This window comes from Tichowtungia aerotolerans, from assembly GCF_009905215.1.
Taxonomy (GTDB): domain Bacteria; phylum Verrucomicrobiota; class Kiritimatiellia; order Kiritimatiellales; family Tichowtungiaceae; genus Tichowtungia; species Tichowtungia aerotolerans.
Genome location: NZ_CP047593.1, coordinates 876,711 through 897,336, shown reverse-complemented (window position 1 = coordinate 897,336; position 20,626 = coordinate 876,711). Strand labels below are relative to the sequence as shown.

The window sequence follows — 20,626 nt, the reverse complement described above, 5'->3', positions numbered from 1 at the left end:
CGATATGGCTACCCCGAAGAAGAAGACGCGCAAGAAAGCGCAGAAAAAGGATTATGTTGTTAAGGATATTTCACTGGCCCCTTTCGGGCGCCGGGAAATGGAGCTGGCTGAACACGAAATGCCGGGGCTGATGGCGCTGCGTGAAAAATACGGTGCAGAAAAACCTTTGAAAGGTGCACAGATTGCCGGGTCGCTTCATATGACGATTCAGACGGCGATGCTGATTGAAACGCTCCAGATTCTTGGAGCCAGGGTTCGCTGGGCGAGCTGCAATATTTATTCGACGCAGGATCATGCCGCCGCCGCGATCGCAAAAGCCGGTACGCCGGTTTTTGCCGTGAAGGGAGAGTCGCTGGAGGAATACTGGGAGTATACGGATCGGATTCTCGACTGGGGTAACGGCAAGGGCCCGAATATGATCCTCGATGACGGCGGCGATGCAACCATGTTTGTGCAGGTGGGAGTTAAAGCGGAAAAAGACCCGTCAATTCTCGATCGCAAGCCCGGCAGCCCGGAGGAGGCGGTTTTTTATGCGCAGCTGAAAAAAGCGCTGAAAAAAGATCCGACCCGTTTTTCGCGCATGGCTGCAGGAATTCGCGGAGTAACCGAGGAAACCACGACAGGAGTGCACCGTTTGTATCAGCTGGCCGAGAAAGGGGAACTGCTCTTCCCGGCGATTAACGTAAACGATTCCGTGACGAAGTCTAAGTTCGATAATGTGTATGGCTGTCGCCATTCATTGGTGGACGCAATTATGCGCGCTACGGATGTGATGCTGTCCGGGAAGGTGGCTGTCGTCGCTGGATACGGTGATGTCGGCAAAGGGTCTGCGCAGTCACTTCAGGGGCAGAATGCCCGCGTGATTGTGACGGAAATTGACCCGATTTGCGCCCTGCAGGCCACCATGGCCGGGTTCGAAGTGATGCCGATGGATGAAGCGTGCAGGCTGGGTGATGTTTTTGTAACGACGACCGGGTGCTGTGATGTAATTACCGAGCGCCATATGAAGCAGATGAAAGATCAGGCGATTGTCTGCAATATCGGGCATTTTGATTCCGAAATTCAGGTAGAGAAGATTCGCAAATACAAGTGGACCAACATCAAGCCGCAGGTCGATAAGGTGACGTTCCCCAAAGGCAACAGCATTCTTCTGCTGGCTGAAGGGCGTCTGGTCAACCTCGGTTGCGCGACCGGGCACCCGAGCTTTGTGATGTCTAACAGCTTTACCAATCAGGTGCTGGCTCAGATGGAAATCTGGCAGAAACACGAAGCCGAAGATAGGTATTCGGTTGGCGTTTATGTGCTTCCGAAGCATTTGGATGAAGAAGTGGCGGCCCTGCACCTTGGTCGTTTGGGAGCTCGACTGGATTCGCTGACTCAGAAGCAGGCCCGGTATTTAGGGATTCCAAAAGACGGCCCGTTCAAGCCGGAACATTACCGCTATTAATAAGGTTAAACTCCTTACATTATATACGTATCTTTAAAGAGAAATGTTTTTTCTTTTGAGTGCTGTTTGTTTTGTGTAGAACAAAATTGTTTTAGGGGGCGGTTAGATGCTTGAAAACAGAAAACAATACCTGTTGACCGAAATACTCCGGTTTTTATAGCATCGCCGGTTTGAATCAGTAAGGAGGCTGACTATGGGAACAAACCCGATTGGAAAAGGAACCAAGACCATCGGCATTAATATGTCGAAGAAAATGGCTGAAGAGCTCGAAAACCGTTCGAGCTCTATGCACATTTCCAAAAGCAAATATTGCAAAATTATTCTTCAGCAGTGGCTGGATTCCGGAAAAAAACTGACTCTGTCGGAATAAGATTCTCTATAAGCCGGTTTGTTTAGCGCCCTGTAAGTCATGACAGGGCGTTTTTCATGTCAGCCTGAATGGCGGCGGTTACATTGGCCGGCTGTTCTGCCTGTACGATGGGACGACCAACCACAAGGTGGGTGGCTCCCTGTTGTACGGCAAATGACGGCGTGGCAACTCGCTTCTGGTCTCCAATATCGCCGTCAGGCATACGAATTCCGGGAGTCACCAGCAGTGCTTCCGGGAAGCGCTGGCTAAGAGCCTCTGCTTCGTGGGCGCTGGTAACCAATCCATCAATTCCAGAGCCAATGGCTAAATCGCCCAGTGCCAATGCCTGTTCAGAAACAGTGCGGTTAATGCCGAGATCGCTGAAATCGTCCTGGCTCAGGCTGGTTAAAGTGGTTACGGCAACCAGTTTCGGCGGAACATCACATTCGCGCGCAGCCTGAGCGGCAGCTTCCAGCATTGCACGTCCGCCAATGGCATGGACCGTCATCAGGTTGACGCCATGGTTGGCCGCGGTTTTCACCGCATTGGCCACAGTTCTGGGGATATCATGCAGTTTGAGGTCCAGAAAAATCTTTTTATTCCGTTGTTTCAGCGGCGATAGAATGGCGGGTCCTTCGGCACAGAAAATCTCCAATCCGACTTTGTACCATTCAATGCTGTCGGGAAGACGATCGAGAGTTTTTTCCATTTCAGTCAGGTTGGGTACATCCAGAGCGACAATCAGTGCAGGGTTCATATTGGTCCTTTCAATTCAAATCAGTTCGGATAAAAATCCCTGAACAGTGAAACGAAAGCAAGGATTTGTTCATGAAGATGGAGATTGAGCGAAAGTTTCTGGTAAAAAATGATAGTTGGCGGCAATTGGTCGGGACAGGGCTTTTGTGCGAACAGGGCTATCTTTCCTCTTCAATCGATGAGGCGACTGTGCGTGTTCGGCGAATGGGAAATCAGGGTTTTTTAACGCTTAAAGGACCGACCGAAGGGGTATCCCGGCTGGAAATGGAATATCCGATTCCTGTAGAAGACGCGGAGACAATGCTGCGAATGCTTTGCAATGGAAGAACGGTATCCAAAGTTCGATACCGGTTTTTTTGTGAAGGGTTTACATGGGAGGTGGATGAGTTTTCCGGGATGAATGAAGGGCTTGTTCTGGCGGAGATTGAACTGGAAAATGAAGAGCAGTCTTTTGACCGGCCGGGCTGGCTGGGGCAGGAGGTTTCGCATGATTCCCGCTATTTTAATGCAGCACTGGCACATCAACCGTTTAAATCCTGGAGAACTTGATCGTATTCAAACGCAAAAAAACTTAACAAGTTAGTGGATTCCATCAGTTTCGTTCGCTATATTTTTAAAAAGTTTTGCAAATGAAAAGATGTGCCTCCATTTCAATCCTGTTGGCCTGTGTTCTTAATGCCGGTGCTGCGACTGTATATTTAGAGAACGGCGGGGCTTCTTTGGAGACTACCGGGGACAGCCTTGATGGCATTGGCACTAACTGGACGGCGGTTTCTGTTTTTGAGATTCCAGGGTTAACGGTTAATTTTGCAACTGCTTTGGACGGTCAGACCCTGAATTCAAATTCAGGTGATTTCGGCATAGATTCTTCTATTCTCGGTGAAGTAAATGATCGTTTCGACTACGGCGAAGTCGCATTGATGTCTTTTAACAAGGATATTCGGATTACAAAACTGGATTTCAGCGTTCTTGATGACGCTGAAACATTTAATTTTATAATCGGGTTGGAGACAAACTCCGTTTCCTATGGAGATCTGAGCAATCAAAACAGTGCCTACCTCGAAGGGATTTCATGGGAGGTTGCTGCGGGAGAGGTGATACGTCTGGAAGTGAGCGAAGGCAGTTCTATCAGCCTGGACTCTTTAGACCTGATTGTTGTTCCTGAGCCTGTTGTGATTTCTTTGGTTGGAACCGGCGGCTTACTGCTTATGGTCATGCGGCGCAGAATCCGCAGCTGACTTCTCTCTTTACGCAAAAAAAATCCGCACCTGAAGGTGCGGATTTTTTGTCGGTTTCTATTTTTTACGGCAGGACGAACCGGTTGGAAAAGGCGACGACTTCTTCACGGAGCTCTGCCAGCTTGGCTTCGTTATCCATGTTTTCGGTTACCGTTTTAATGAAGCCGGCGATGGTTTTCATATCCTCTTCCTTCATTCCGCGGGTCGTGACCGCCGGTGTGCCGAGGCGGACGCCGGAGGTGACAAACGGACTTTTCTGGTCGAACGGAATGCCGTTTTTATTGGCGGTGATTGACGCTTTGTCGAGTGCATTAGCGACATCTTTTCCGGTAAGTCCACTGGCGCCGACATCGACGAGCATCAGGTGGTTATCGGTGCCGCCTGCCACAAGGCGGAAGCCCTTTTCCTGCAAGGCAGCTGCCAGTGCGCCGGCATTTTTAACAACCTGTTCCTGATAGGCCTTGAACTCTGGTTTCAGCGCTTCGCCAAAAGCGACTGCCTTCGCTGCGATGACGTGCATCAGCGGTCCGCCCTGGATGCCCGGGAAAACCTGGCGGTCGAGATCGGCCGCAAATTTTTCCTTGCAGAGAATCATGCCGCCGCGCGGTCCGCGCAGGGTTTTGTGGGTGGTGGTCGTCACAAAGTCGGCATACGGAACCGGGCTCGGGTGGCAGCCGGCGGCGACCAGTCCGGCGATGTGCGCCATGTCGACCATAAAGTAGGCTCCGACCGAGTCAGCGATTTTTTTCAGCCGCTTGAAGTCGATGATGCGCGAATAAGCGCTCGCTCCGGCGACCAGCATGCGCGGTTTGTGCTCCTCGGCGAGGCGCTGCACTTCGTCGTAATCGATCTGTTCGGAGTCTTTGCAGACGCCGTAGGGGACAATGTTGAAGAAGCGGCCGGAAAAGTTCATCGGGTGGCCGTGGGTCAGGTGACCGCCCTCGGCGAGGCTCATCGCGAGGATGGTGTCGCCGGGCTCCAGCACGGAGTAATAGACGGCCATGTTGGCGCCGCTGCCGCTGTGCGGCTGGACGTTGACATGTTCGGCTCCGAAAAGCTCTTTCGCGCGGTCGATGGCCAGCCGCTCGGCGTCATCGACATTTTCGCAACCGTTGTACCACCGCTTATTCGGGTAGCCTTCGGCATATTTGTTGGTCAGTCGCGATCCCTGCACTTCGCGAACCGCCTGGCTGACGATGTTTTCCGAAGCGATCAGCTCGATGTTGTTTTTCTGGCGGATGTTTTCATCGCGGACGATCCGGTACATTTCCGGATCGGCTTCGTGGAGCGCGATGGCATCGCTGGTGCTTTTGCCGTAAGTCTTCATCTTATTAACCCGGCGGCCGTGGCGACCTTCCGTTTCCGGCTCATTGGTCAACCATGCTTCGAGGATCTCAAGCGCCGCTTCTTCCGGTGCATTGTTTGCTCCAATGCACAGCACATTGGACGCATTGTGAATACGGGTGAGAGCGGCCATTTCTCCTGTGCAGCACACTGCCGCGCGCACTCGCGGGAATTTGTTGGCCGTAATGCTCATGCCGATGCCCGTATTGCAGATCAAAACGCCCTGATCGGCTTCTGTCTGCGAAACGCGACGCGCGACCTCGGCCGCGTAATCGGGATAATCGCACGACTCCGCACTGTTGGTGCCGCAATCCTCCACCTCATGGCCCTTTGCCTTCAGAATGTCGATAAATTTTGCTTTCAGTTCAAATCCGCCGTGATCGGCGCCAATCGCAATTTTCATAATTCAGTTCCTCTGTGCTCCATCATATAAAGAATCAGGTCGGGTAAAGCCGCATCGATTTCATCGCGCACACGACGGTATAAATCAAGCGATCCCCCGACCGGGTCGTCAATATCAGCCGCGCATTTTGCGACTCCAAACGATTTAAGCAAGAAAACTTTGTCTTGGCTTTCCGGAACCGCCGCCAGAACCGCCGCCTGATGACCGCTTGTCATGGTGACGAGCAGATCCGCCCGCTCAATCAGATCCGGTGTCAGTGTGGTGGACGTCAGTCCGGAAATATCGATTTTCTTTTCCCGCAGAGCGGTAATCGCATGTTCGCTGACAGGCCATCCCTCTGCCGCGCAGACTCCGGCGGACATAACCTCCCATCCGCAGTTGTCCGGAAGCCGGGCCCGCAGCAGTCCTTCCGCCATCGGGCTGCGGCAGGTATTCCCCGTGCAGACAAAAATCAAAAGCTTTTTTGTTTCAGACATGCCCGACAGAATAATCGCCTCGGCTTGCGGCATCAATGCGCGATTCCCGCTTCAGCCGTTTTTCTTATGCAAAACACCGTTTTTGAATTTACTGCACTTTCACGCAGGCGGTTTCGCGCAGCCATGCTTCGGATTCGTCGGGCAGGCGGGCGAGCACCCAGCCGCCGCGTTTCTCCAGCCATTGGAACTCGATCGCTTCCTGCAGCAGTCCTTCATACGCTTTTTCATAGGCGTAGCCGGGACCGAGGCGCGCATCGGTCGGCTGAATAACGACTCCTTCCGAAGGTTGGAAAAAGCTCCAGATAAGCGACAGCGCCGGACCCGCCGCAATGACTCCCAGCGTAATCCACGCTTTGCGCGGAACGGTTTTTCCAAAGATACGAGCGGCGAGGAATACGGCCCAGCCGATCAGGTACAGCAACGTTAAGGCTCCGAACCGCAGGGCGGGGCTCCACGTGCAGAAGTTTTTCCAGCCATTGGAAAGACGGTGGCCTGGTTTTTCCGAGGTTTGGAAAAGGCTGCTGCGCTGTGCGCGAATGAAGTGAATGCTGTCTCGAATTTGCCGGTCAAACGGCCGGCGGTTCTGTGCGGCGCGGTAGTTTGCCAGTGCGCGCCCGTTTTCGCCGGCAAAAAACCAGCTGTTGGCGGCATTGAAAAACTGCCGGTCGGTTTCGAATTCGAGTGCGGCTTCCGTGAAGAGCGGTGCGGCTTGGTCCGGTTTTTCTGCACGAATTTTCATGGCCTGCTCAAACAGGGTCTCGGCCTGAACGGGTGCGGCTTTTCCGATGGTTGGAAACAGAGCGATCATCAGCAAAAAAACCGGTACGGCTTTTTCCAGTTTTCTGACCAGATGGCGAATGGTGGCGGTTTTTTGTGCCGGTGTTCCGGGAGGCGCGTAGTGATCGGTTTCTTCGGCTTTAAAACGATTGCGCACGGCCTGCAGGAGTTCGGGATCGAGGTCTTGCAGGTGCGGTCTGACGGCGTCGAAAGTGACCGCTTCGGCGGTGAGGTTGAAGCGGTCGGCAAGATAGTTTTTCCACGCGGATTCTTCATCGTGAACAACCTTTTTCCGAAAGCGGCTCCGGGCGTGAGCGGCGCGTGCGTAGGCGGGATCAGTCCGGCAGCGGTCGCGGCGGCGCAGCCACGGGAGGAGTGCCGGCCAGAGCAGCAGCGGCAGCAGCCAGAAAATCCAGCCGTCTGCAGCAAGGAATTCAAGGAATGCGTACATGGTGGGTTCGCTCTCTTTTCGGTTATGCCGGATTCCGCTCAGCGGAGTCAGCGGCTCTTGTTGTTGGGAAGGCGTGTAGACGGTTTGTTCGCCGTTCGGCTCGACCGTGATCGGCAGCGGTTCTGAGCGTATGGTTTGGTAGCTTTGCTCCGCTGGATCAAAAATCTGCAGGGCGAGCGCAGGCAGGACGGTGAGTCCGCTGCGCAGAGGCCGTACGATGTAGGTGAACGACTTGGCCGTGGGTGCGGTTCTCACGTGCATCGGTTCGCGGGTGATGCCGAATTCCGAGCCGAGGCCGTCGAGCGTGGCCTCGGGCAGGTTGCGGATGTGTCCGCCGAACGTCAGGTTCGTCAGGGTGACCGTCAGCAGCATCGGCTGGCCGACCACGGTGTCGGACGGCTCAATTCGTGCCGAGGCGGCGCAGTTGCCGACGATACCACTGTAGCGGACCGTGCGACCTTCTGCCGGCAGGGGCTGTACGGTCAGTTCCGTTTCGGGCACGGAAAGATAGATCCGCTCGAAACGGTCTTTTTTGTCCGGAATATTGAAAAAGTGGTTGTCGAAATAGCTCGGATACTGACTGGACGATCGGAGAGTTTCCATCAAAGCGCAGTTCAGTCGGGCGGAGGAGGCGAAGGTGCCTGCCCGGCGCGGAACCAGCCGATAGAAAAACTGCAGCTGATTCGGCTCGTTTTTTGCAATGATGCGCTGGGCGTTGACCGGCAGGCCAATGCGGTTTTTTTCCGGAACGCCCGGATCAGTGGGATAAACCTCCCAGTCCGGATTACGCAGCAGTGGAAGGGAAAATTGAAGTTCCTGACAGCGCGGGAACGGAACACCGGTTTTCCAGGTGACGGTCAGTTCGATCGGTTGGCCGACCACCGGATTGGTCGTCGAGAAAGCGGTCAGGAGCTCCATTTCGTGGGCGGGACGCGGTGCGGCGACCGCCAGACGGAGCAGCGGCGTTTGCGCATGTTCTTCTCCTGCTGTAACTGTGAATGGCGGCAGGGTGAGCATGCCGGATTCGTTGGCGATCAGCTCAATCCGGAATCCGTTTTCAACCGGGAGCATGCCGGTTACCGACCAGTTCGTTCCTGACGGAATCTCCGGGCGCTCAATCTCTTTGTCTGCTTGCAGGAGCAGGCGGAACGGTTCGTAGATAAACCGGCTCGCTTCTTCCGGGGCCAGCGTTACGGATAATTCAGCCTGCGCGTTGCAGACAAGCCCAATAACCAATAACCAATAACGAATGTTCTTCATTACCAGTTTTTCTCCACTTTTGCTCCGGCCCGGCTGGACTGCTGCTCTGCACGCTGTTCCATGTTGGCGGCTTCTTCCATCAGAATTTCTTCGGCGGTATAATTGGGCGTCGGAAGGGAGCGGCTTTCGAGTGCGGTCTTGAAATTCTGGGACTGCATCGGCATCGACATGTCGCTCGGCATGTCCGATTCCGACCACTCCATGTCTTCATCGAAATCCCAGTCCATGTCCATATCATCGGACATTCCCGAGCTTTCGTCAGAGTTTTGCCCCTGGTTCTGGTCGGACAGCAGTCGCAGGGCTTCCTGCATCTGCCTTGTTGCAGAACGGAAGGCCGTGTTGGCCTGCGGCCAGTTGCTTTGCTCCGGCTGAAGGTTTTCGAGAGCAGTTTGCTGTGATGCCATAGCCTCGTTCAGCAGGCGGATCGGTTCGTCAAATTCAGTCGGTGACGGCTTATCGCCTTCTGCAAAGGCGGTCGCGAGCATTTTCTGGATCAGCTGCTGTGCTTCGCTGATGGTATCGGTAACGGTGCCGGTCTGTTTTTTCACGTCGTCCTGTTCGGTTCGTACCGGTTCGACTGCGGCAGCTTTTTCTTCCGGCGGAACCGGCGGTCGGCTGCGCAAAAGCTGCTGGCTTTTCTGCGACAGCGTATTTTCCCGCTGAGTCAGCTGCTGAAGCTGCTCAATGGCTTCTTTCAACTTCTGCTGCAGGTCTTTTTCTGCCTCTTCCTGTTCCTTTACCGCCTCTTCGACCGCGCGAATCTGCGCGCTGACTCCCGCAATCTGTTCTGCCGCCGGCCGGTCGCCCGGCCGGGTCAGTGCGGCCTTCAGGAGCGCAGCACGTGCCTGCTTCAGTGTAAACAGTGCAGCGCGCGGATCCGTTTTGATCGGTTCCTGCGCCGAGGCCCACAGTTCACGACCGGTTTCAAAGTTCTGCTCATAGCCGGTTTCCAATGTCTGGAAATCCGGTGAACAGCCGGCCAGCAGCAGTGTGGCAAACAGCCGTTTGTTGAGCGGCAGCAGCCAAAGCAAAATCGCGAGGGCAATCAGGAACGGATATCCTTCTGTGTAAACCAATTCTGAAGCATCTTCCGAAAGAATGCCGGGGCTGTCGGCGATCATCTGGCGGTAGAGGGTGATCAGGTCGAACGGGCGGGTGCGGGCGGCGTAATAGGTCACGTTCGGGCTTTCCGCCGAAAGCTGAATCAGTTTTTCCTCGTCAAGCTTAGTGACGACGTCGCTGCCCTTGTGCTGCATCCATTCGCCGGGTTTCCCAATCTCTGGAACTTTGGCGCCCGCGACGGGATCGCCGAGCCCAATGATCAGCACCCGCGCGCCGCACTCGCGCAGTTCCTCCGTTGTTTTTTCAATGTTGCTGATGTGGTCCTCGCCGTCGGTGAACAGGATGATATCCTGCTTTCCCTTGGCAGATTCGTTGAGGGCGACATCAATGGCTTTTTCGATGGCCGCCTGCAGGGAGGTGCTGCCGACTTCGGCGTCAGACGGCTGGGCGCGCTCGAGCATGTAGCGAATGAATTCGTGATCAAGCGTAAGCGGAACGCGTACGGCGGCGGCTCCCGCAAATGTAATCAGGCCGAGCTTCTGGCCCTGAAGCTGATCGAGACTTTCGTAGAGCGGAATTTTTGCAGCATCGAGTCGCGTCGGGAAAACATCATCGGCGAGCATGCTGCGCGAGATGTCGAGCGCGATGACCAGATCACGGCCCTGCGCCTGCAGGGGGCCGGGGCGCGGATTCCACGCTGGCTGCGCCAGTGCGAGAATCAGCAGGGCAAAAACTCCGAGCTGCCGGGCAGCGCCTTTTTTCCAAACATTGGAAACCGGTTTTTTTCCGCGCAGTTTCGCGGCGGCTTCGTTGCGCTTGCGGTGGGCGCGCGCGAGGAGTTTTCCAAGGATTGGAAGAATCAGCAGGAGCAGCAGCAGGAGAGGAGCTTTGAAGATCATGCTTCATCCTCCTCGGTAATGCGCAGGGCGGTGGCGTTGAAGATTCGTTCCGTCAGCAGCAGGAGCAGTGCGGGCAGGGCAAAAAACGTAAAGACGGGCGTGTGTTCGGTATGAACGAGCGTGGCGCTCTTGATTGCGCTGGTTTCGAGTTCATCGATGCGGGCATAGGTCTCGCTCAGTTCGTCGATGTCATAGATTTTCCAGAAGCCGCCACCGGTTCCGTCGCTGATGATTTCGAGCAGCTGTTCGGCGTCGGTCAGATCTTTTTCATCGGCATCGCCGAGGCTGATGGCATAGATGCGGATGCCCCAGTTTTTTGCCAGCCCTGCGGCCTCCTGCGGGAGGTGCAGGCCGCAGTTGTTTTCCCCATCGGTCAGCAGGATGATGGTTTTGCTCTGGATCGGCTGCTGTTCTTCATCGTTCCATTCATTCATCCGGTCGAGGTGCGCGCAGGCCAGCGAAAGAGCGTCGCCGTAAGCCGTTCCGTCCTCGTTGGGGCGGTCCTGAATTTCAACGTCCTGCACCAGCTGAATGAGCGCCTCGTGGCCGAACGTGAGCGGGCTGAGCGTGTCGGCGTAGCGGGCAAATGTAATCAGGCCGATGAGATCGTCGGGGCGGTTCCCGATAAACGCTTCAACGGCCTTTTTTGCCGCCTCCATGCGCGTGGTCTGTTCTCCGCCGCTTCCCTTGATGTTGCGGTCCATGCTGCTGGAGATGTCGAGCAGCATTTCAATGGCGATGCCCTGGCGCACTTCTTCGTTGACGGGACGCTCCGTCTGCGGCCCGGCCATGGCGATGATGAGCAGGGCGCAGGCGGCCGCCCGCAGAATGTTCATCAGCTTAAGCCGCCGGACGCGCCGCGGTTCGGCGGCATCCCGCCAGCCGTTCAGGCTGGAGATTTCGATGGCGTTGAACCGGCGTCTGCGAAGCAGGAGCAGGGCAATCGGCAGCAGTAGAAGCATAAACGGATAGGCGAAGGTCATTTTTCCTCCTCCGCCGTTTTGGGTGGCTCGGCCGGTTTCACTCCATCAATGGTGATTTCAATACCTGGAACTGGCAGCGTCAGGGCTCCTTTTTCTTTTGCAGGGGTTGGAGTTTTTGGGTCGGGTTTTTCCAAGGTTTGGAAAACGACAGAGAGGTTGGTGATGCTGGTTTGTCCGGATTCGATTCCCTGCCAGATGATGATTCGCTGCTGGACGTAATGGCCTTTTTCGGTGCGCCGGACCGGAATCTTTTCAACGGTATGCAAAACCAGGTTGCTGACGGCCGGAATGCGCAGCTGGATCGGCGCGACACGGTCGGTCTCCACCGTTACGCGAACCTGAAGCGGTTCGCCCGGCAGTCCGCGCAGTTCGTGCGGCTCGCAGGTAATTTTCGGGTCCTCTGCAAATGCTGAGCCGGCAATCAGAAGCGATATGACTGTTTTCAAATATTTCATGTTTTATCCGCCGGTTTCATCGGCGGCGCGGCGCAGGCGGTTGCGGAAAAAACGGGTCAGGGTTTCGGCGCAGTCGCTCTCAGTGGTCAGTTCGATCAGGTCCGCATTGATGGCGTTGAGTTCGGTTCTGAGCGCGGCGCGCCGGGTGTCGAATGCGCGTCGGTAGCTTGCCTGATGGGTGCGGTTGAAATCGCACAGCATCTGTTCGCCGGTTTCCGAATCTTTGACAGCGGCCAGTCCGCAGACCGGCGGTTCGATTTCCTGCGAATCGTTGACGGCGACAGCGATGAGATCCTGTCGGAAGCCGGTCTGGCCGAGGCGGTCGCGGTTGACATCGAACAGGAAGTCGGAGAGCAGAAAGGCGAGGCTGCGGCGGCGGGCGAGGTGGGCCAGCGCGTCGAGTGCGGGCTGGAGGTTGGTCTGTTTTCCCTGCGGTTCGGCATGCAGCAGGTCGCTGAGCAGATGCATGGCGTGGCTCCGGCCCTTGCGCGGCGGATTGATATGTTCGATGCGGTCCGAGAAAAGAATCAGCCCGACGCGGTCATTGTTGCGAATGGCAGACAGCGTTAAGAGAGCGGTGATTTCGTGCATCGCGTCCCACTTGGTGCGCTCGCCATGCCCGGTGCGGCAGGAGGCGGAGGTGTCGACCAGAAACCAGACGGCGAGCTCGCGTTCTTCAATGTAGCGTTTGATGTGCGGCTTGCCGGTGCGCGCAGTTACGTTCCAGTCGATGGTGCGGACATCATCGCCTTTTTCGTAAGGCCGGATTTCGTCGAAGTCCATGCCGCGGCCTTTAAAGACACTGCGGTATTCGCCGGCGAGCAGGTGCTCGACCGGATAGCGTGTCTGCAGCTGAAGCTGTCGCAGACGTCTGTCCATCTGTTCGGGCATGGCGTTACTCAGTAACCGGAACGGTTTCGACAATGCGTTCGAGAATGGCGTCGGAGTTGAGTCCTTCGGCTTCGGCGCGGTAGCTGATGGCAATGCGGTGGCGGACGACGTCGTGCAGGACGGCTTTGACGTCGTCGGGCACAACGAATTCGCCGCCGCGCAGCAGGGCGTGTCCGCGGGCGGCCAGCGCGAGGTAAATAGAAGCTCGGGGAGAGGCGCCGAAGCGGATGTAGCCCTTGAGCTCATCAAGACCGTATGCAGAAGGGTCACGGGTGGCGGCGACGAGGCGCAGGATGTAGCGTTCAATTTTTTCATCGACGTGGATGGCGTCCAGATGACGGCGCAGTTCCAGGATGTCTTCGAGCGAGGCCGCCTGAGTGACGGATACTTTCGGTGCGGTTTTCGCCATGCGCCTGAGGATGATGTGCTCTTCGTCCATGGTTGGGTAGTCGACAATCAGTTTGAAGATAAAGCGGTCGACCTGTGCTTCGGGCAGGGCGTAGGTGCCTTCCTGTTCGATGGGGTTTTGGGTGGCGAGCACCATGAACGGTTCCGGCAGTTTATGGGTTTGCTGCCCGAGGGTTACCTGATGCTCCTGCATGGCTTCGAGCAGGGCGCTTTGCACTTTGGCGGGAGCACGGTTGATTTCGTCGGCCAGCACGAGGTTGGCGAAGATCGGACCTCTTTCGGTTTCAAAGGTTCCGTCGCGATAAATCTGGGTTCCAACGACGTCGCCCGGCAGCAGGTCAGGGGTGAATTGGAGACGGTTAAAGCTGGCATCCAGGGCATTGGCCATGGAGTTGACCATCATGGTTTTTGCAACTCCGGGAACTCCTTCGAGCAGGACGTGCCCGTTGCACAGCAGGGCGTTGAGCAGCTTGTCGATCAGCGCCTGCTGACCGACAATTACCTCGGCAATCGAGGTTCGGACCGCATCCAGTTTTTTGTTTAATTCCGGTAGTCTTTCCTGCATGGGATTCTCCTGAGAAAATAAGCTCAAAAACAGCGCAGAAGCATGCTCTCGTAAAGGTTGAAAGTGAAGGAAATTATTTGTGTGCTGATATTCAGCAGTGTCGGTTTGTCTCGAATTAGGTGGATGCATTCGGAAGGACTTCATATGATTTGCGGCGATTCAGGAGAAAGGCCGAACTTCCAATGATTGGAATTTCTAAATTGTATTGTGGAACGGTGGAGCCGTCGGATGCTCTGCGTTATGGACGAAAGGCAAAAGATTTGCCCAGCCATCTGCTTCAGTTTTCCGAGGACAAGAAGCCGGTGGTGGTCTGGAACTGCACGAAGGCATGCAACCTGAAGTGTGTGCATTGCTATGCCCATGCGGACGGACGCTGTGCCGACGATGAGATGTCGTTTGAAGACGGGCAGGCGCTGATTGATGACCTCGCGGCGTTCGGCTCGCCGGTTATCCTTTTTTCCGGCGGCGAGCCGCTCTGTCGGAAAGATATGCCGGATCTCGCCGAATACGCGGTGTCGAAAGGGATGCGTGCAGTCATTTCAACCAACGGCACGCTGATTACCGATGACGTCGCGCAGCGGCTCAAAGCAATCGGGTTGTCTTATGTCGGTGTCAGCCTCGACGGACTGCGTGAGACCAACGATCGGTTCCGCGGAGTGAGCGGCGCGTTCGATAAGGCGCTCGAAGGAATTCGCGTCTGTAAGCGCGCGGGCATCAAGGTCGGCCTGCGTTACACGATTACCAAACACAACGTGCAGGATCTGAACGGAGTATTTGACCTGCTTGAGCAGGAAGACATTCCGAGAGTCTGTTTTTACCATTTGGTTTACACGGGTCGCGGTGCCTCGGTTGACGACCTGTCGTATGAAGAAACCCGCCGGGTTGTGGACTGCATTATTGACCGCACGGCGGACCTTCACGCACGCGGCCTACCGAAGGAAATCCTGACGGTTGATAATCACTGTGACGGGCCGTATCTCTATATGCGTCTGCTCAAAGAGGGGCGAGAGGAGGATGCCGTCCGGGTTATGGAGCTGTTGAAGATGAATGGCGGCAACAGTTCGGGAAATGGAATCGGCTGTGTCAGCTGGGACGGGTCGGTGCATCCGGACCAGTTTATGCGGAATCATACTTTTGGTAATGTGCGCGAAAAACCGTTCAGTGAAATTTGGACCGATTCGTCCAACCAGTTTTTGACGCAGCTGAAAAACAAGCCGGCTCATGTGACCGGAAAATGCAAGGCCTGCCGTTTTCTGAATGTTTGCGGCGGAAACTTCCGCGCTCGCGGTGAGGCAGGCGGTGAATTATGGGGTGTTGATCCAGCGTGCTATTTGACCGACGAGGAAATTTCGAATGCATAGTTCCGGAAAAAATCCTCGGATTGTTGCCTGGGAGATCACGAGACGCTGCGAGCTGAAGTGCAGGCATTGCCGCGGTGCGGCGCGCGACTGCGACTATGACGGAGAGTTTTCGACGGAGGAGTGTTTCAAGACGATCGATGCGCTGGCCGATTTTTCGAAGCCGATGATTATTCTGACCGGCGGTGAGCCGCTGATGCGCGATGATATTTTTGAGGTGGCCCGTTATGCAACTGACAAGGGATGCCGTGTAGTTTTAGCGACCTGCGGGCATCTGCTGACGACCGAGGTTGCTGAAAAGCTCAAAGCTTCCGGCGTGATGGCGGTCAGTGTGAGTCTGGATGCGGCAACGGCCGAAAAACATGACATGTTTCGCGGGATTCCCGATGCGTACAAAAAAACAGTCGCGTCTTTGGATCACTTAAAGGCGGCCGGGCTTCCGTTTCAGATCAATACCACGGTTTCGAAGCTCAATGTGGATGAGTTGCCGAAGATCTTAGATAAAGCAATTGAACTCGGTGCTGTAACGATGGACTTCTTTTTTCTGGTTCCGACCGGACGCGGAGCAGAGATGGCGGATCTGGCGCTCGATCCGGAAACCCGCGAGCAGGCACTCGAATGGATTGCACAACGGTCGACTGAGGTTCCGATTCGCGTGAAAACCACCTGCGCTCCTCAATATCGCAAATATATATCAGACCCTTCTTTCTGCGGTTGTATGGGCGGCCGCGGCTTTGTTTTTATTTCTCATACCGGCGTCCTGCAGACCTGCGGCTTTCTGGATCTTCCGTGCGGGGAACTGCGCTCCGGAAATTTTGATTTCGAAACGCTTTATAAAAACTCCGAGGTGTTCAAAAGCATGCGCACCCTCAATCCGTTTGCCGGCTGTCCCGCCCGCGCCTACGCACGAACCGGAAACTTTATGGAGGCCGAGTGAGAATCGCCGTCGAAAACAGAATCCTTACTCAGCTCCAGCGCGGTGTTGAGCTGGTCTCGAGACCGTTCCAGACATTGGAAATTCCGGAAGCGAAGGTGCTGGCGTTGCTCCACGAGGCGCAGTCCGATGGATTGCTGCGCCGCTTTGGCGGCATTTTTGATGCCCGGCATCTCGGTTACAAAAGCATTCTATGTGCATTGGATGTGCCGGATGAGTTGCTTGAAGAAAAAGCCGCCATCATTTCGAATCATCTCGGCGTGACGCATTGTTACGAGCGCCTGCCGGTCGGAGACGGTGATTATCCGAATCTCTGGTTCACACTCGCCATGCTTGAGGACGAATTTAATTCCGGCTTTGCGAAACTCCGCGAGGAACTGGGCTTGGAACTCTCTCAGCTTCCGGCCATCAGACGGTTTAAAATTGATGTCGTGTTTGATTTGGCACCTCATGGTCGCGATGAAACTGGATCCGGTTCGCCGGTTCCGTCCGATGCTGTTTCGTGCTGCGGGTTCTCCGAACGGGAGAAGGTGCTGGTGCGGGCGATGGATCAGCAGATGCCTCTGGTCGAGAGACCGTTCTCAACGGTTGCAGAGCAAATCGGAGAGAGCGAAGAGTTCGTGCTGACAACGCTGCAGGCGTGGAAAGAGCAGGGCGTGCTGCGACGCATCGGAGCCATTCTTTATCATCGTGAAGCCGGATTTAAAAACAATGCCATGTGTGTGTGGCCGGTTCCGGAAGATGAAATTCTTTCTGCCGGGCAGCGGGTGGCTGCGCGGTCCGAAGTGACCCACTGTTATCAGCGCCCTCGTCTTGATGCTTTTCCGTTTAATCTCTATGCTATGATTCATACGGCCAATCAGGAGGAAACCCTGGAATTATTTAAGGATATTTCTTCTGCCTGTGGTTTGTCCGGAGGGGAGCTGTTTGCGTCTGGGCGTGAGTTTAAAAAAACAAGCATGCAATATTTTAGAGAGGAATGATGGAGTAAAGGATTGCTGGGTAGATGGTGAGTTGTTCACGGATCCCGTATTCCAGTATCAGATAATCCATTCTTCGTGATGAACGACAAACTGAACCAGACCAAATCCATGCCGGTCAGTCTTCTGCTGGACGGGCGGCCGTGCCTGGTTGTCGGCGGTGGCAAAGTGGCTTTTCGAAAAGCCGGGCACCTGATCGATTCCGGCGCCGAAGTGACGGTGGTCAGCCCGGACCTCTGTGACAAGTTTTCAGAGCTTTCCATTCACCATGTTGCCCGAAAATTTGAGCCGGACGATGTTGACGGCATGGTGCTCGTTTTTGCAGCAACCAACGACCGGTATGTTAATCGTCAGGTACTCGAACATTGCCGCAAAAAAAACATCCTATGCAGTTGCGTGGACGGGAACTGGGCGCAAAGCGATTTCACCACGCCGGCAATCGCCCGTCACGGCAGCCTGACGCTGACCGTCGCAACCGGCGGGCAGTCCTGTCGGCAGGCCAAGATGGTAAAAGACAGTCTGGCTCGGCATCTGGAAATGATCGAAACCGTCGAGCTGGTTGTTGTCGGAACCGACCACCACCACCTGTCACTCGAACAGCGCGAACCGTTTCATCTGACCGGGCCTCGATCGGGTCGCACGGGATTCATGCTCATGCAGCTCTGGGGCGTTCATGAATTTATGATCCTCAATACCTGCAACCGTGTAGAACTGATTGCGGTTGTTTCGCACGAAACCGCTCATAACGGAATTCTGCGGCACGTGCTCGGGTTCGATAAGCTTTCCGACGAACAGTTCTATATTCATCGCGGTGCAGAAGCATTCGGGCACCTCTGTCTGGTCACCGCGGGAATGCTTTCGCAGACGCCCGGCGAAAGCCACATTGCCGCTCAGATCAAGCAGACATTCGACTCTGCCCGGGAATCCGGATGGGCCGGCAGTATGATGCAGGAGTGGGTTTCATCGCTGCTTCACGTTTCCAAGCACATCCAGACCGAAATCGCTCCCGGCCTGCGCTTCGAAGAAATTGAGGATCTCGTTCTGAGCTATCTTGAAGATCGCCAGACCGATCTCTCAGAAAAGAAACTTCTGATTCTCGGTGCCGGAATGGTCGGGCAGGGTCTGGTCGCCAACAGTTTTCCAAAGGTTGGACAGATTGTCTGGTGCTACCACAGAAACCGGCCCGAGCTTTCCAGGCATTGGAAGAATGTCGAGCTGTGCGATTTCAACAGCATCAAAGACCGGCTGGGTGATGCAGATATCGTCGTCAGCGCGGCGGACGCGCCGGGCCATCTTCTGCACAGCGGGCATGCCCCGTTTTTTGATCATGAAAAAGAAGTGACCCTGATCGACCTCGGCATGCCGCGCAATATTGATCCGGCGCTCAAAGAGCTTTCTCCGGAACCGATATTGATCGACCTCGACGGCCTTAAGCAGTGGCACCGCAGCCGGATGGGAAATCTGAACGAAAGCCTCGAGAAGTGCCGCCGGATTATCGGCGAACATCAGGAGCAGTATGAACGGATCATCAACAGTTTTCAGGGCCGGCACGCGTAACAGTCCGCTCGCTCTTTGGCAGGTAAATCATGTGCTGGCGCGGTTCGGCGCTCTGTTCCCGCAGGTTTCTTTCCAAAGTTTGGAACTCGAAACTCCCGGCGATGCGGATCGGACAACGGATCTGCGCGAAAGCCCGGCTGATTTTTTCACGAAGACGCTCGATGACGCCGTTTTGAACGGTACGGTTGATTTTGCGGTACACAGCGCCAAAGACCTGCCTGATCCGGTCGCCGATGGTCTCGACTGGTTCTGGCTGCCGGCTGCCGGCGACCGGCGCGATGTGCTGGTCGGTTCGCTGGAGCCGGGAACGATTGGCGTCAGCTCTCAGCGTCGCGCTGAATACGCGCAAAGCCGATTTCCTGCCGCGACGCAGTTGCCGATCCGTGGAAATATTGAAGAGCGCATCGCGCAGGTCGACGATGGAACCTTCGATCTGATTATTATGGCTGGTGTGGCATTGCAGCGTCTTGGTCTGGAAGACCGCATTGCCGAATGGATTCCTCTCGATGAGCTGGATACGCCGGAAGCGCAGGGCGCGCTCACGATTACATTCCGAAAAGGCGATGCGCGCATGATCGCCATGCGTAACCTGTTTGTGAAAGCCGCTGCTTTTGTCGGCGCAGGCGTTACGGAAGGTCACTGCACGCTTGATGGCATTCGTGCTCTGCAGACCGCCGATGTGTGCCTTTACGACGCGCTGATGGATGACTCGCTTTTGAAAGTCCTTCCGGAGAGCACGCAGAAAATCTATGTCGGCAAGCGGCAGGGAGCTCACTCGCAGCCGCAGGACGAAATCAACCGGATGCTGTGCGACGAAGTTCGCAAAGGGAAACGGGTTGTCCGGCTCAAAGGCGGGGATGCCGGAATTTTCGGGCGGCTCGCTGAAGAAGTGGAGGCACTTGAAGACCTTTCATTGGCAAACCGTGTGATTCCCGGTATCAGCGCGATGCAGACTGCTGCCGCCGATACGGGAATTCTGCTGACCCGTCGCGGCGTCGCCCGCGGTTTCTCCGTGATGACGCCGCGCCTGCAGGGCGGAGACGTGGCGCCGGTTGATCAGGCGGCGCGAGCCGGGGTGCCAGTGGTCTTTTTTATGTCGGTTGGCATCGCACAGCAGTTGGCGGAAGAACTGATGGCGGACGGTATGTCGGGCAATACGCCTTGCGCATTCGTGTTTGAAGCCGGATCGGATCGAGAAGAGGTTTGCCGGGGAACGCTTGCGAGTCTGCCGGAAATTCAGAAGGCGGTCGGACTCTTCATCGTCGGAGAGATCACCCGCTGCGGGTTTGATCGAACACTCGGCGCATTTGGCGGGAAGCAGATCTTGTTGACCTGTTCCGATGCTCTGATGCCGCAGGCCGTGCAGGCGGTCTATGACTTTGGCGGCCGACCCGTTGTTCGGCCGCTTATCAGGCTGATGCCGGTTTTCCACTGTTTGGAATTCTTCAAATACGATTGGATTGCATTGACTTCTCCGTCAGCAGTGCGTTGTTTCCATGAATGGTTGCTGAAACAGAAGTTCGATCTGCGTCGTTTACCGAAAATCATGAGTGTCGGCTCCGGCACGGCGCGGGCGCTTGAAAAGATCGGGCTGGGCTGCGATCTGATACCGGAGAGTGATTTCAGCGGAAAAGGTCTGCTCGAAGCAGCAGCGCCGATTGTGAACGGGCAGAATATTCTGCGTCTGCGTTCACAGAAGGCCGGTACGACTCTGGCAGAGGGCCTGCGCGCCGCCGGCGCGGATGTCGACGATGTGGTTCTTTACGAAAACCGGGTTGTTACGCATAACCGCTGCCCGGAGTTTGATGCGGTCTTTTTTGCCTCTGCCTCTGCCGTTGAGTCATTCGTTTTTCAGTGGGGAGCCGATGCGCTGGCGAAGAAGACCATCCTCGCCATCGGCGGCCCGACCCGTGCAGCATTGACCGCCGTCGGCTGCAAAGCCGATGTGGTCGGGGAAATGGCGACGGTGGAGAAATGCCTGTTTGATTTGGCATGTTGGCTGACGGACAGGAAGGAAAAAACGGGGATTTGAT

The 20,626-nt window shown here is 55.6% G+C and carries 18 protein-coding genes; 9 read left to right on the top strand and 9 right to left on the bottom strand.

Annotated elements, in window-relative coordinates:
* Positions 1-4: 4 nt before the first annotated feature.
* The gene (gene ahcY / locus GT409_RS03845) at positions 5-1,447 is read left to right on the top strand and encodes an adenosylhomocysteinase (protein WP_160627109.1); all 1,443 of its coding nucleotides are present in this window, start codon (positions 5-7) and stop codon (positions 1,445-1,447) included.
* Positions 1,448-1,640: 193 nt separating this feature from the next.
* The gene (locus tag GT409_RS03840) at positions 1,641-1,817 is read left to right on the top strand and encodes a hypothetical protein (RefSeq protein WP_160627107.1); all 177 of its coding nucleotides are present in this window, start codon (positions 1,641-1,643) and stop codon (positions 1,815-1,817) included.
* Positions 1,818-1,854: 37 nt separating this feature from the next.
* Here GT409_RS03840 and pyrF read toward each other — a convergent pair whose 3' ends face one another.
* The gene (gene pyrF, locus GT409_RS03835) at positions 1,855-2,553 is read right to left on the bottom strand and encodes an orotidine-5'-phosphate decarboxylase (protein WP_160627105.1); all 699 of its coding nucleotides are present in this window, start codon (positions 2,551-2,553) and stop codon (positions 1,855-1,857) included.
* Between the two features lie 71 nt (positions 2,554-2,624).
* On the opposite strand from pyrF, the gene GT409_RS03830 reads away from it, so the two are divergent.
* Together GT409_RS03830 and GT409_RS03825 are read left to right on the top strand one after the other, a co-directional pair.
* On the top strand, positions 2,625-3,101 hold the full coding sequence (locus tag GT409_RS03830; RefSeq protein ID WP_160627103.1) for a CYTH domain-containing protein: 477 nt from the start codon (positions 2,625-2,627) through the stop codon (positions 3,099-3,101).
* 80 nt (positions 3,102-3,181) lie between these two features.
* The gene (locus GT409_RS03825; protein WP_160627100.1) at positions 3,182-3,790 is read left to right on the top strand and encodes a PEP-CTERM sorting domain-containing protein; all 609 of its coding nucleotides are present in this window, start codon (positions 3,182-3,184) and stop codon (positions 3,788-3,790) included.
* Between the two features lie 64 nt (positions 3,791-3,854).
* On the opposite strand, the gene rpiB is transcribed toward GT409_RS03825, so the two are convergent.
* From rpiB to GT409_RS03785, 8 genes are read right to left on the bottom strand one after another with little or no spacing between them, the layout of a single operon-like run.
* Positions 3,855-5,537, bottom strand: coding sequence for a ribose 5-phosphate isomerase B (gene rpiB, locus GT409_RS03820; RefSeq protein WP_160627099.1), 1,683 nt, complete (start codon positions 5,535-5,537; stop codon positions 3,855-3,857).
* Positions 5,534-6,046: a low molecular weight protein arginine phosphatase gene (locus GT409_RS03815; RefSeq protein ID WP_233231606.1), complete on the bottom strand. Its 513-nt coding sequence runs from the start codon at positions 6,044-6,046 to the stop codon at positions 5,534-5,536. The genes rpiB and GT409_RS03815 overlap by 4 nt, the downstream gene beginning before the upstream one ends.
* Before the next feature lie 55 nt (positions 6,047-6,101).
* Entirely contained in the window at positions 6,102-8,501 is a 2,400-nt protein-coding gene (locus GT409_RS03810; RefSeq protein WP_160627097.1) for a BatD family protein, read from the bottom strand.
* The gene (locus tag GT409_RS03805) at positions 8,501-10,462 is read right to left on the bottom strand and encodes a VWA domain-containing protein (protein WP_160627095.1); all 1,962 of its coding nucleotides are present in this window, start codon (positions 10,460-10,462) and stop codon (positions 8,501-8,503) included. Before GT409_RS03805 ends, GT409_RS03810 begins: the two co-directional genes overlap by 1 nt.
* On the bottom strand, positions 10,459-11,445 hold the full coding sequence (locus tag GT409_RS03800; RefSeq protein WP_160627093.1) for a vWA domain-containing protein: 987 nt from the start codon (positions 11,443-11,445) through the stop codon (positions 10,459-10,461). Before GT409_RS03800 ends, GT409_RS03805 begins: the two co-directional genes overlap by 4 nt.
* Positions 11,442-11,900, bottom strand: a complete 459-nt coding sequence (locus tag GT409_RS03795) for a hypothetical protein (protein ID WP_160627091.1) — start codon at positions 11,898-11,900, stop codon at positions 11,442-11,444. Before GT409_RS03795 ends, GT409_RS03800 begins: the two co-directional genes overlap by 4 nt.
* A gap of 3 nt (positions 11,901-11,903) precedes the next feature.
* Positions 11,904-12,791 carry a DUF58 domain-containing protein gene (locus GT409_RS03790; protein ID WP_160627089.1) on the bottom strand — a complete coding sequence of 296 codons (888 nt, stop codon included), beginning with the start codon at positions 12,789-12,791 and terminating at the stop codon, positions 11,904-11,906.
* Positions 12,792-12,795: 4 nt separating this feature from the next.
* Entirely contained in the window at positions 12,796-13,764 is a 969-nt protein-coding gene (locus GT409_RS03785) for an AAA family ATPase (protein ID WP_160627087.1), read from the bottom strand.
* 182 nt (positions 13,765-13,946) lie between these two features.
* Between GT409_RS03785 and ahbC the strand changes: the two genes are divergently transcribed.
* The 5 genes from ahbC to GT409_RS03760 all read left to right on the top strand — a co-directional run bounded on the left by ahbC (position 13,947) and on the right by GT409_RS03760 (position 20,625).
* Positions 13,947-15,125, top strand: coding sequence for a 12,18-didecarboxysiroheme deacetylase (gene ahbC, locus GT409_RS03780; RefSeq protein WP_160627085.1), 1,179 nt, complete (start codon positions 13,947-13,949; stop codon positions 15,123-15,125).
* Positions 15,118-16,059, top strand: coding sequence for a radical SAM protein (locus tag GT409_RS03775; RefSeq protein WP_160627083.1), 942 nt, complete (start codon positions 15,118-15,120; stop codon positions 16,057-16,059). Before ahbC ends, GT409_RS03775 begins: the two co-directional genes overlap by 8 nt.
* Positions 16,056-17,039: a siroheme decarboxylase subunit beta gene (gene ahbB / locus GT409_RS03770; RefSeq protein WP_160627081.1), complete on the top strand. Its 984-nt coding sequence runs from the start codon at positions 16,056-16,058 to the stop codon at positions 17,037-17,039. Before GT409_RS03775 ends, ahbB begins: the two co-directional genes overlap by 4 nt.
* 78 nt (positions 17,040-17,117) lie before the next feature.
* A complete protein-coding gene (locus GT409_RS03765) occupies positions 17,118-18,593 on the top strand; it encodes an NAD(P)-dependent oxidoreductase (RefSeq protein ID WP_160627079.1) in 1,476 nt (491 codons plus the stop codon).
* Positions 18,553-20,625 (top strand): uroporphyrinogen-III synthase, encoded by a 2,073-nt coding sequence (locus GT409_RS03760; protein WP_160627077.1) that lies wholly within the window; start codon positions 18,553-18,555, stop codon positions 20,623-20,625. Before GT409_RS03765 ends, GT409_RS03760 begins: the two co-directional genes overlap by 41 nt.
* Position 20,626 lies beyond the last annotated feature (1 nt).

Bases quoted from the DNA above. Each gene is read 5' to 3' on its own strand.
- GT409_RS03805 (WP_160627095.1), bottom strand. From the start codon at position 10,462: ATGATCTTCAAAGCTCCTCTCCTGCTGCTGCTCCTGCTGATTCTTCCA.
- GT409_RS03800 (WP_160627093.1), bottom strand. From the start codon at position 11,445: ATGACCTTCGCCTATCCGTTTATGCTTCTACTGCTGCCGATTGCCCTG.
- GT409_RS03810 (WP_160627097.1), bottom strand. From the start codon at position 8,501: ATGAAGAACATTCGTTATTGGTTATTGGTTATTGGGCTTGTCTGCAAC.
- ahbC (WP_160627085.1), top strand. From the start codon at position 13,947: ATGATTGGAATTTCTAAATTGTATTGTGGAACGGTGGAGCCGTCGGAT.
- GT409_RS03795 (WP_160627091.1), bottom strand. From the start codon at position 11,900: ATGAAATATTTGAAAACAGTCATATCGCTTCTGATTGCCGGCTCAGCA.
- rpiB (WP_160627099.1), bottom strand. From the start codon at position 5,537: ATGAAAATTGCGATTGGCGCCGATCACGGCGGATTTGAACTGAAAGCA.
- GT409_RS03775 (WP_160627083.1), top strand. From the start codon at position 15,118: ATGCATAGTTCCGGAAAAAATCCTCGGATTGTTGCCTGGGAGATCACG.
- GT409_RS03785 (WP_160627087.1), bottom strand. From the start codon at position 13,764: ATGCAGGAAAGACTACCGGAATTAAACAAAAAACTGGATGCGGTCCGA.
- GT409_RS03840 (WP_160627107.1), top strand. From the start codon at position 1,641: ATGGGAACAAACCCGATTGGAAAAGGAACCAAGACCATCGGCATTAAT.
- GT409_RS03790 (WP_160627089.1), bottom strand. From the start codon at position 12,791: ATGCCCGAACAGATGGACAGACGTCTGCGACAGCTTCAGCTGCAGACA.
- GT409_RS03815 (WP_233231606.1), bottom strand. From the start codon at position 6,046: ATGCCGCAAGCCGAGGCGATTATTCTGTCGGGCATGTCTGAAACAAAA.
- GT409_RS03830 (WP_160627103.1), top strand. From the start codon at position 2,625: ATGAAGATGGAGATTGAGCGAAAGTTTCTGGTAAAAAATGATAGTTGG.
- GT409_RS03825 (WP_160627100.1), top strand. From the start codon at position 3,182: ATGAAAAGATGTGCCTCCATTTCAATCCTGTTGGCCTGTGTTCTTAAT.
- pyrF (WP_160627105.1), bottom strand. From the start codon at position 2,553: ATGAACCCTGCACTGATTGTCGCTCTGGATGTACCCAACCTGACTGAA.
- GT409_RS03765 (WP_160627079.1), top strand. From the start codon at position 17,118: ATGAACGACAAACTGAACCAGACCAAATCCATGCCGGTCAGTCTTCTG.
- GT409_RS03760 (WP_160627077.1), top strand. From the start codon at position 18,553: ATGAACGGATCATCAACAGTTTTCAGGGCCGGCACGCGTAACAGTCCG.
- ahcY (WP_160627109.1), top strand. From the start codon at position 5: ATGGCTACCCCGAAGAAGAAGACGCGCAAGAAAGCGCAGAAAAAGGAT.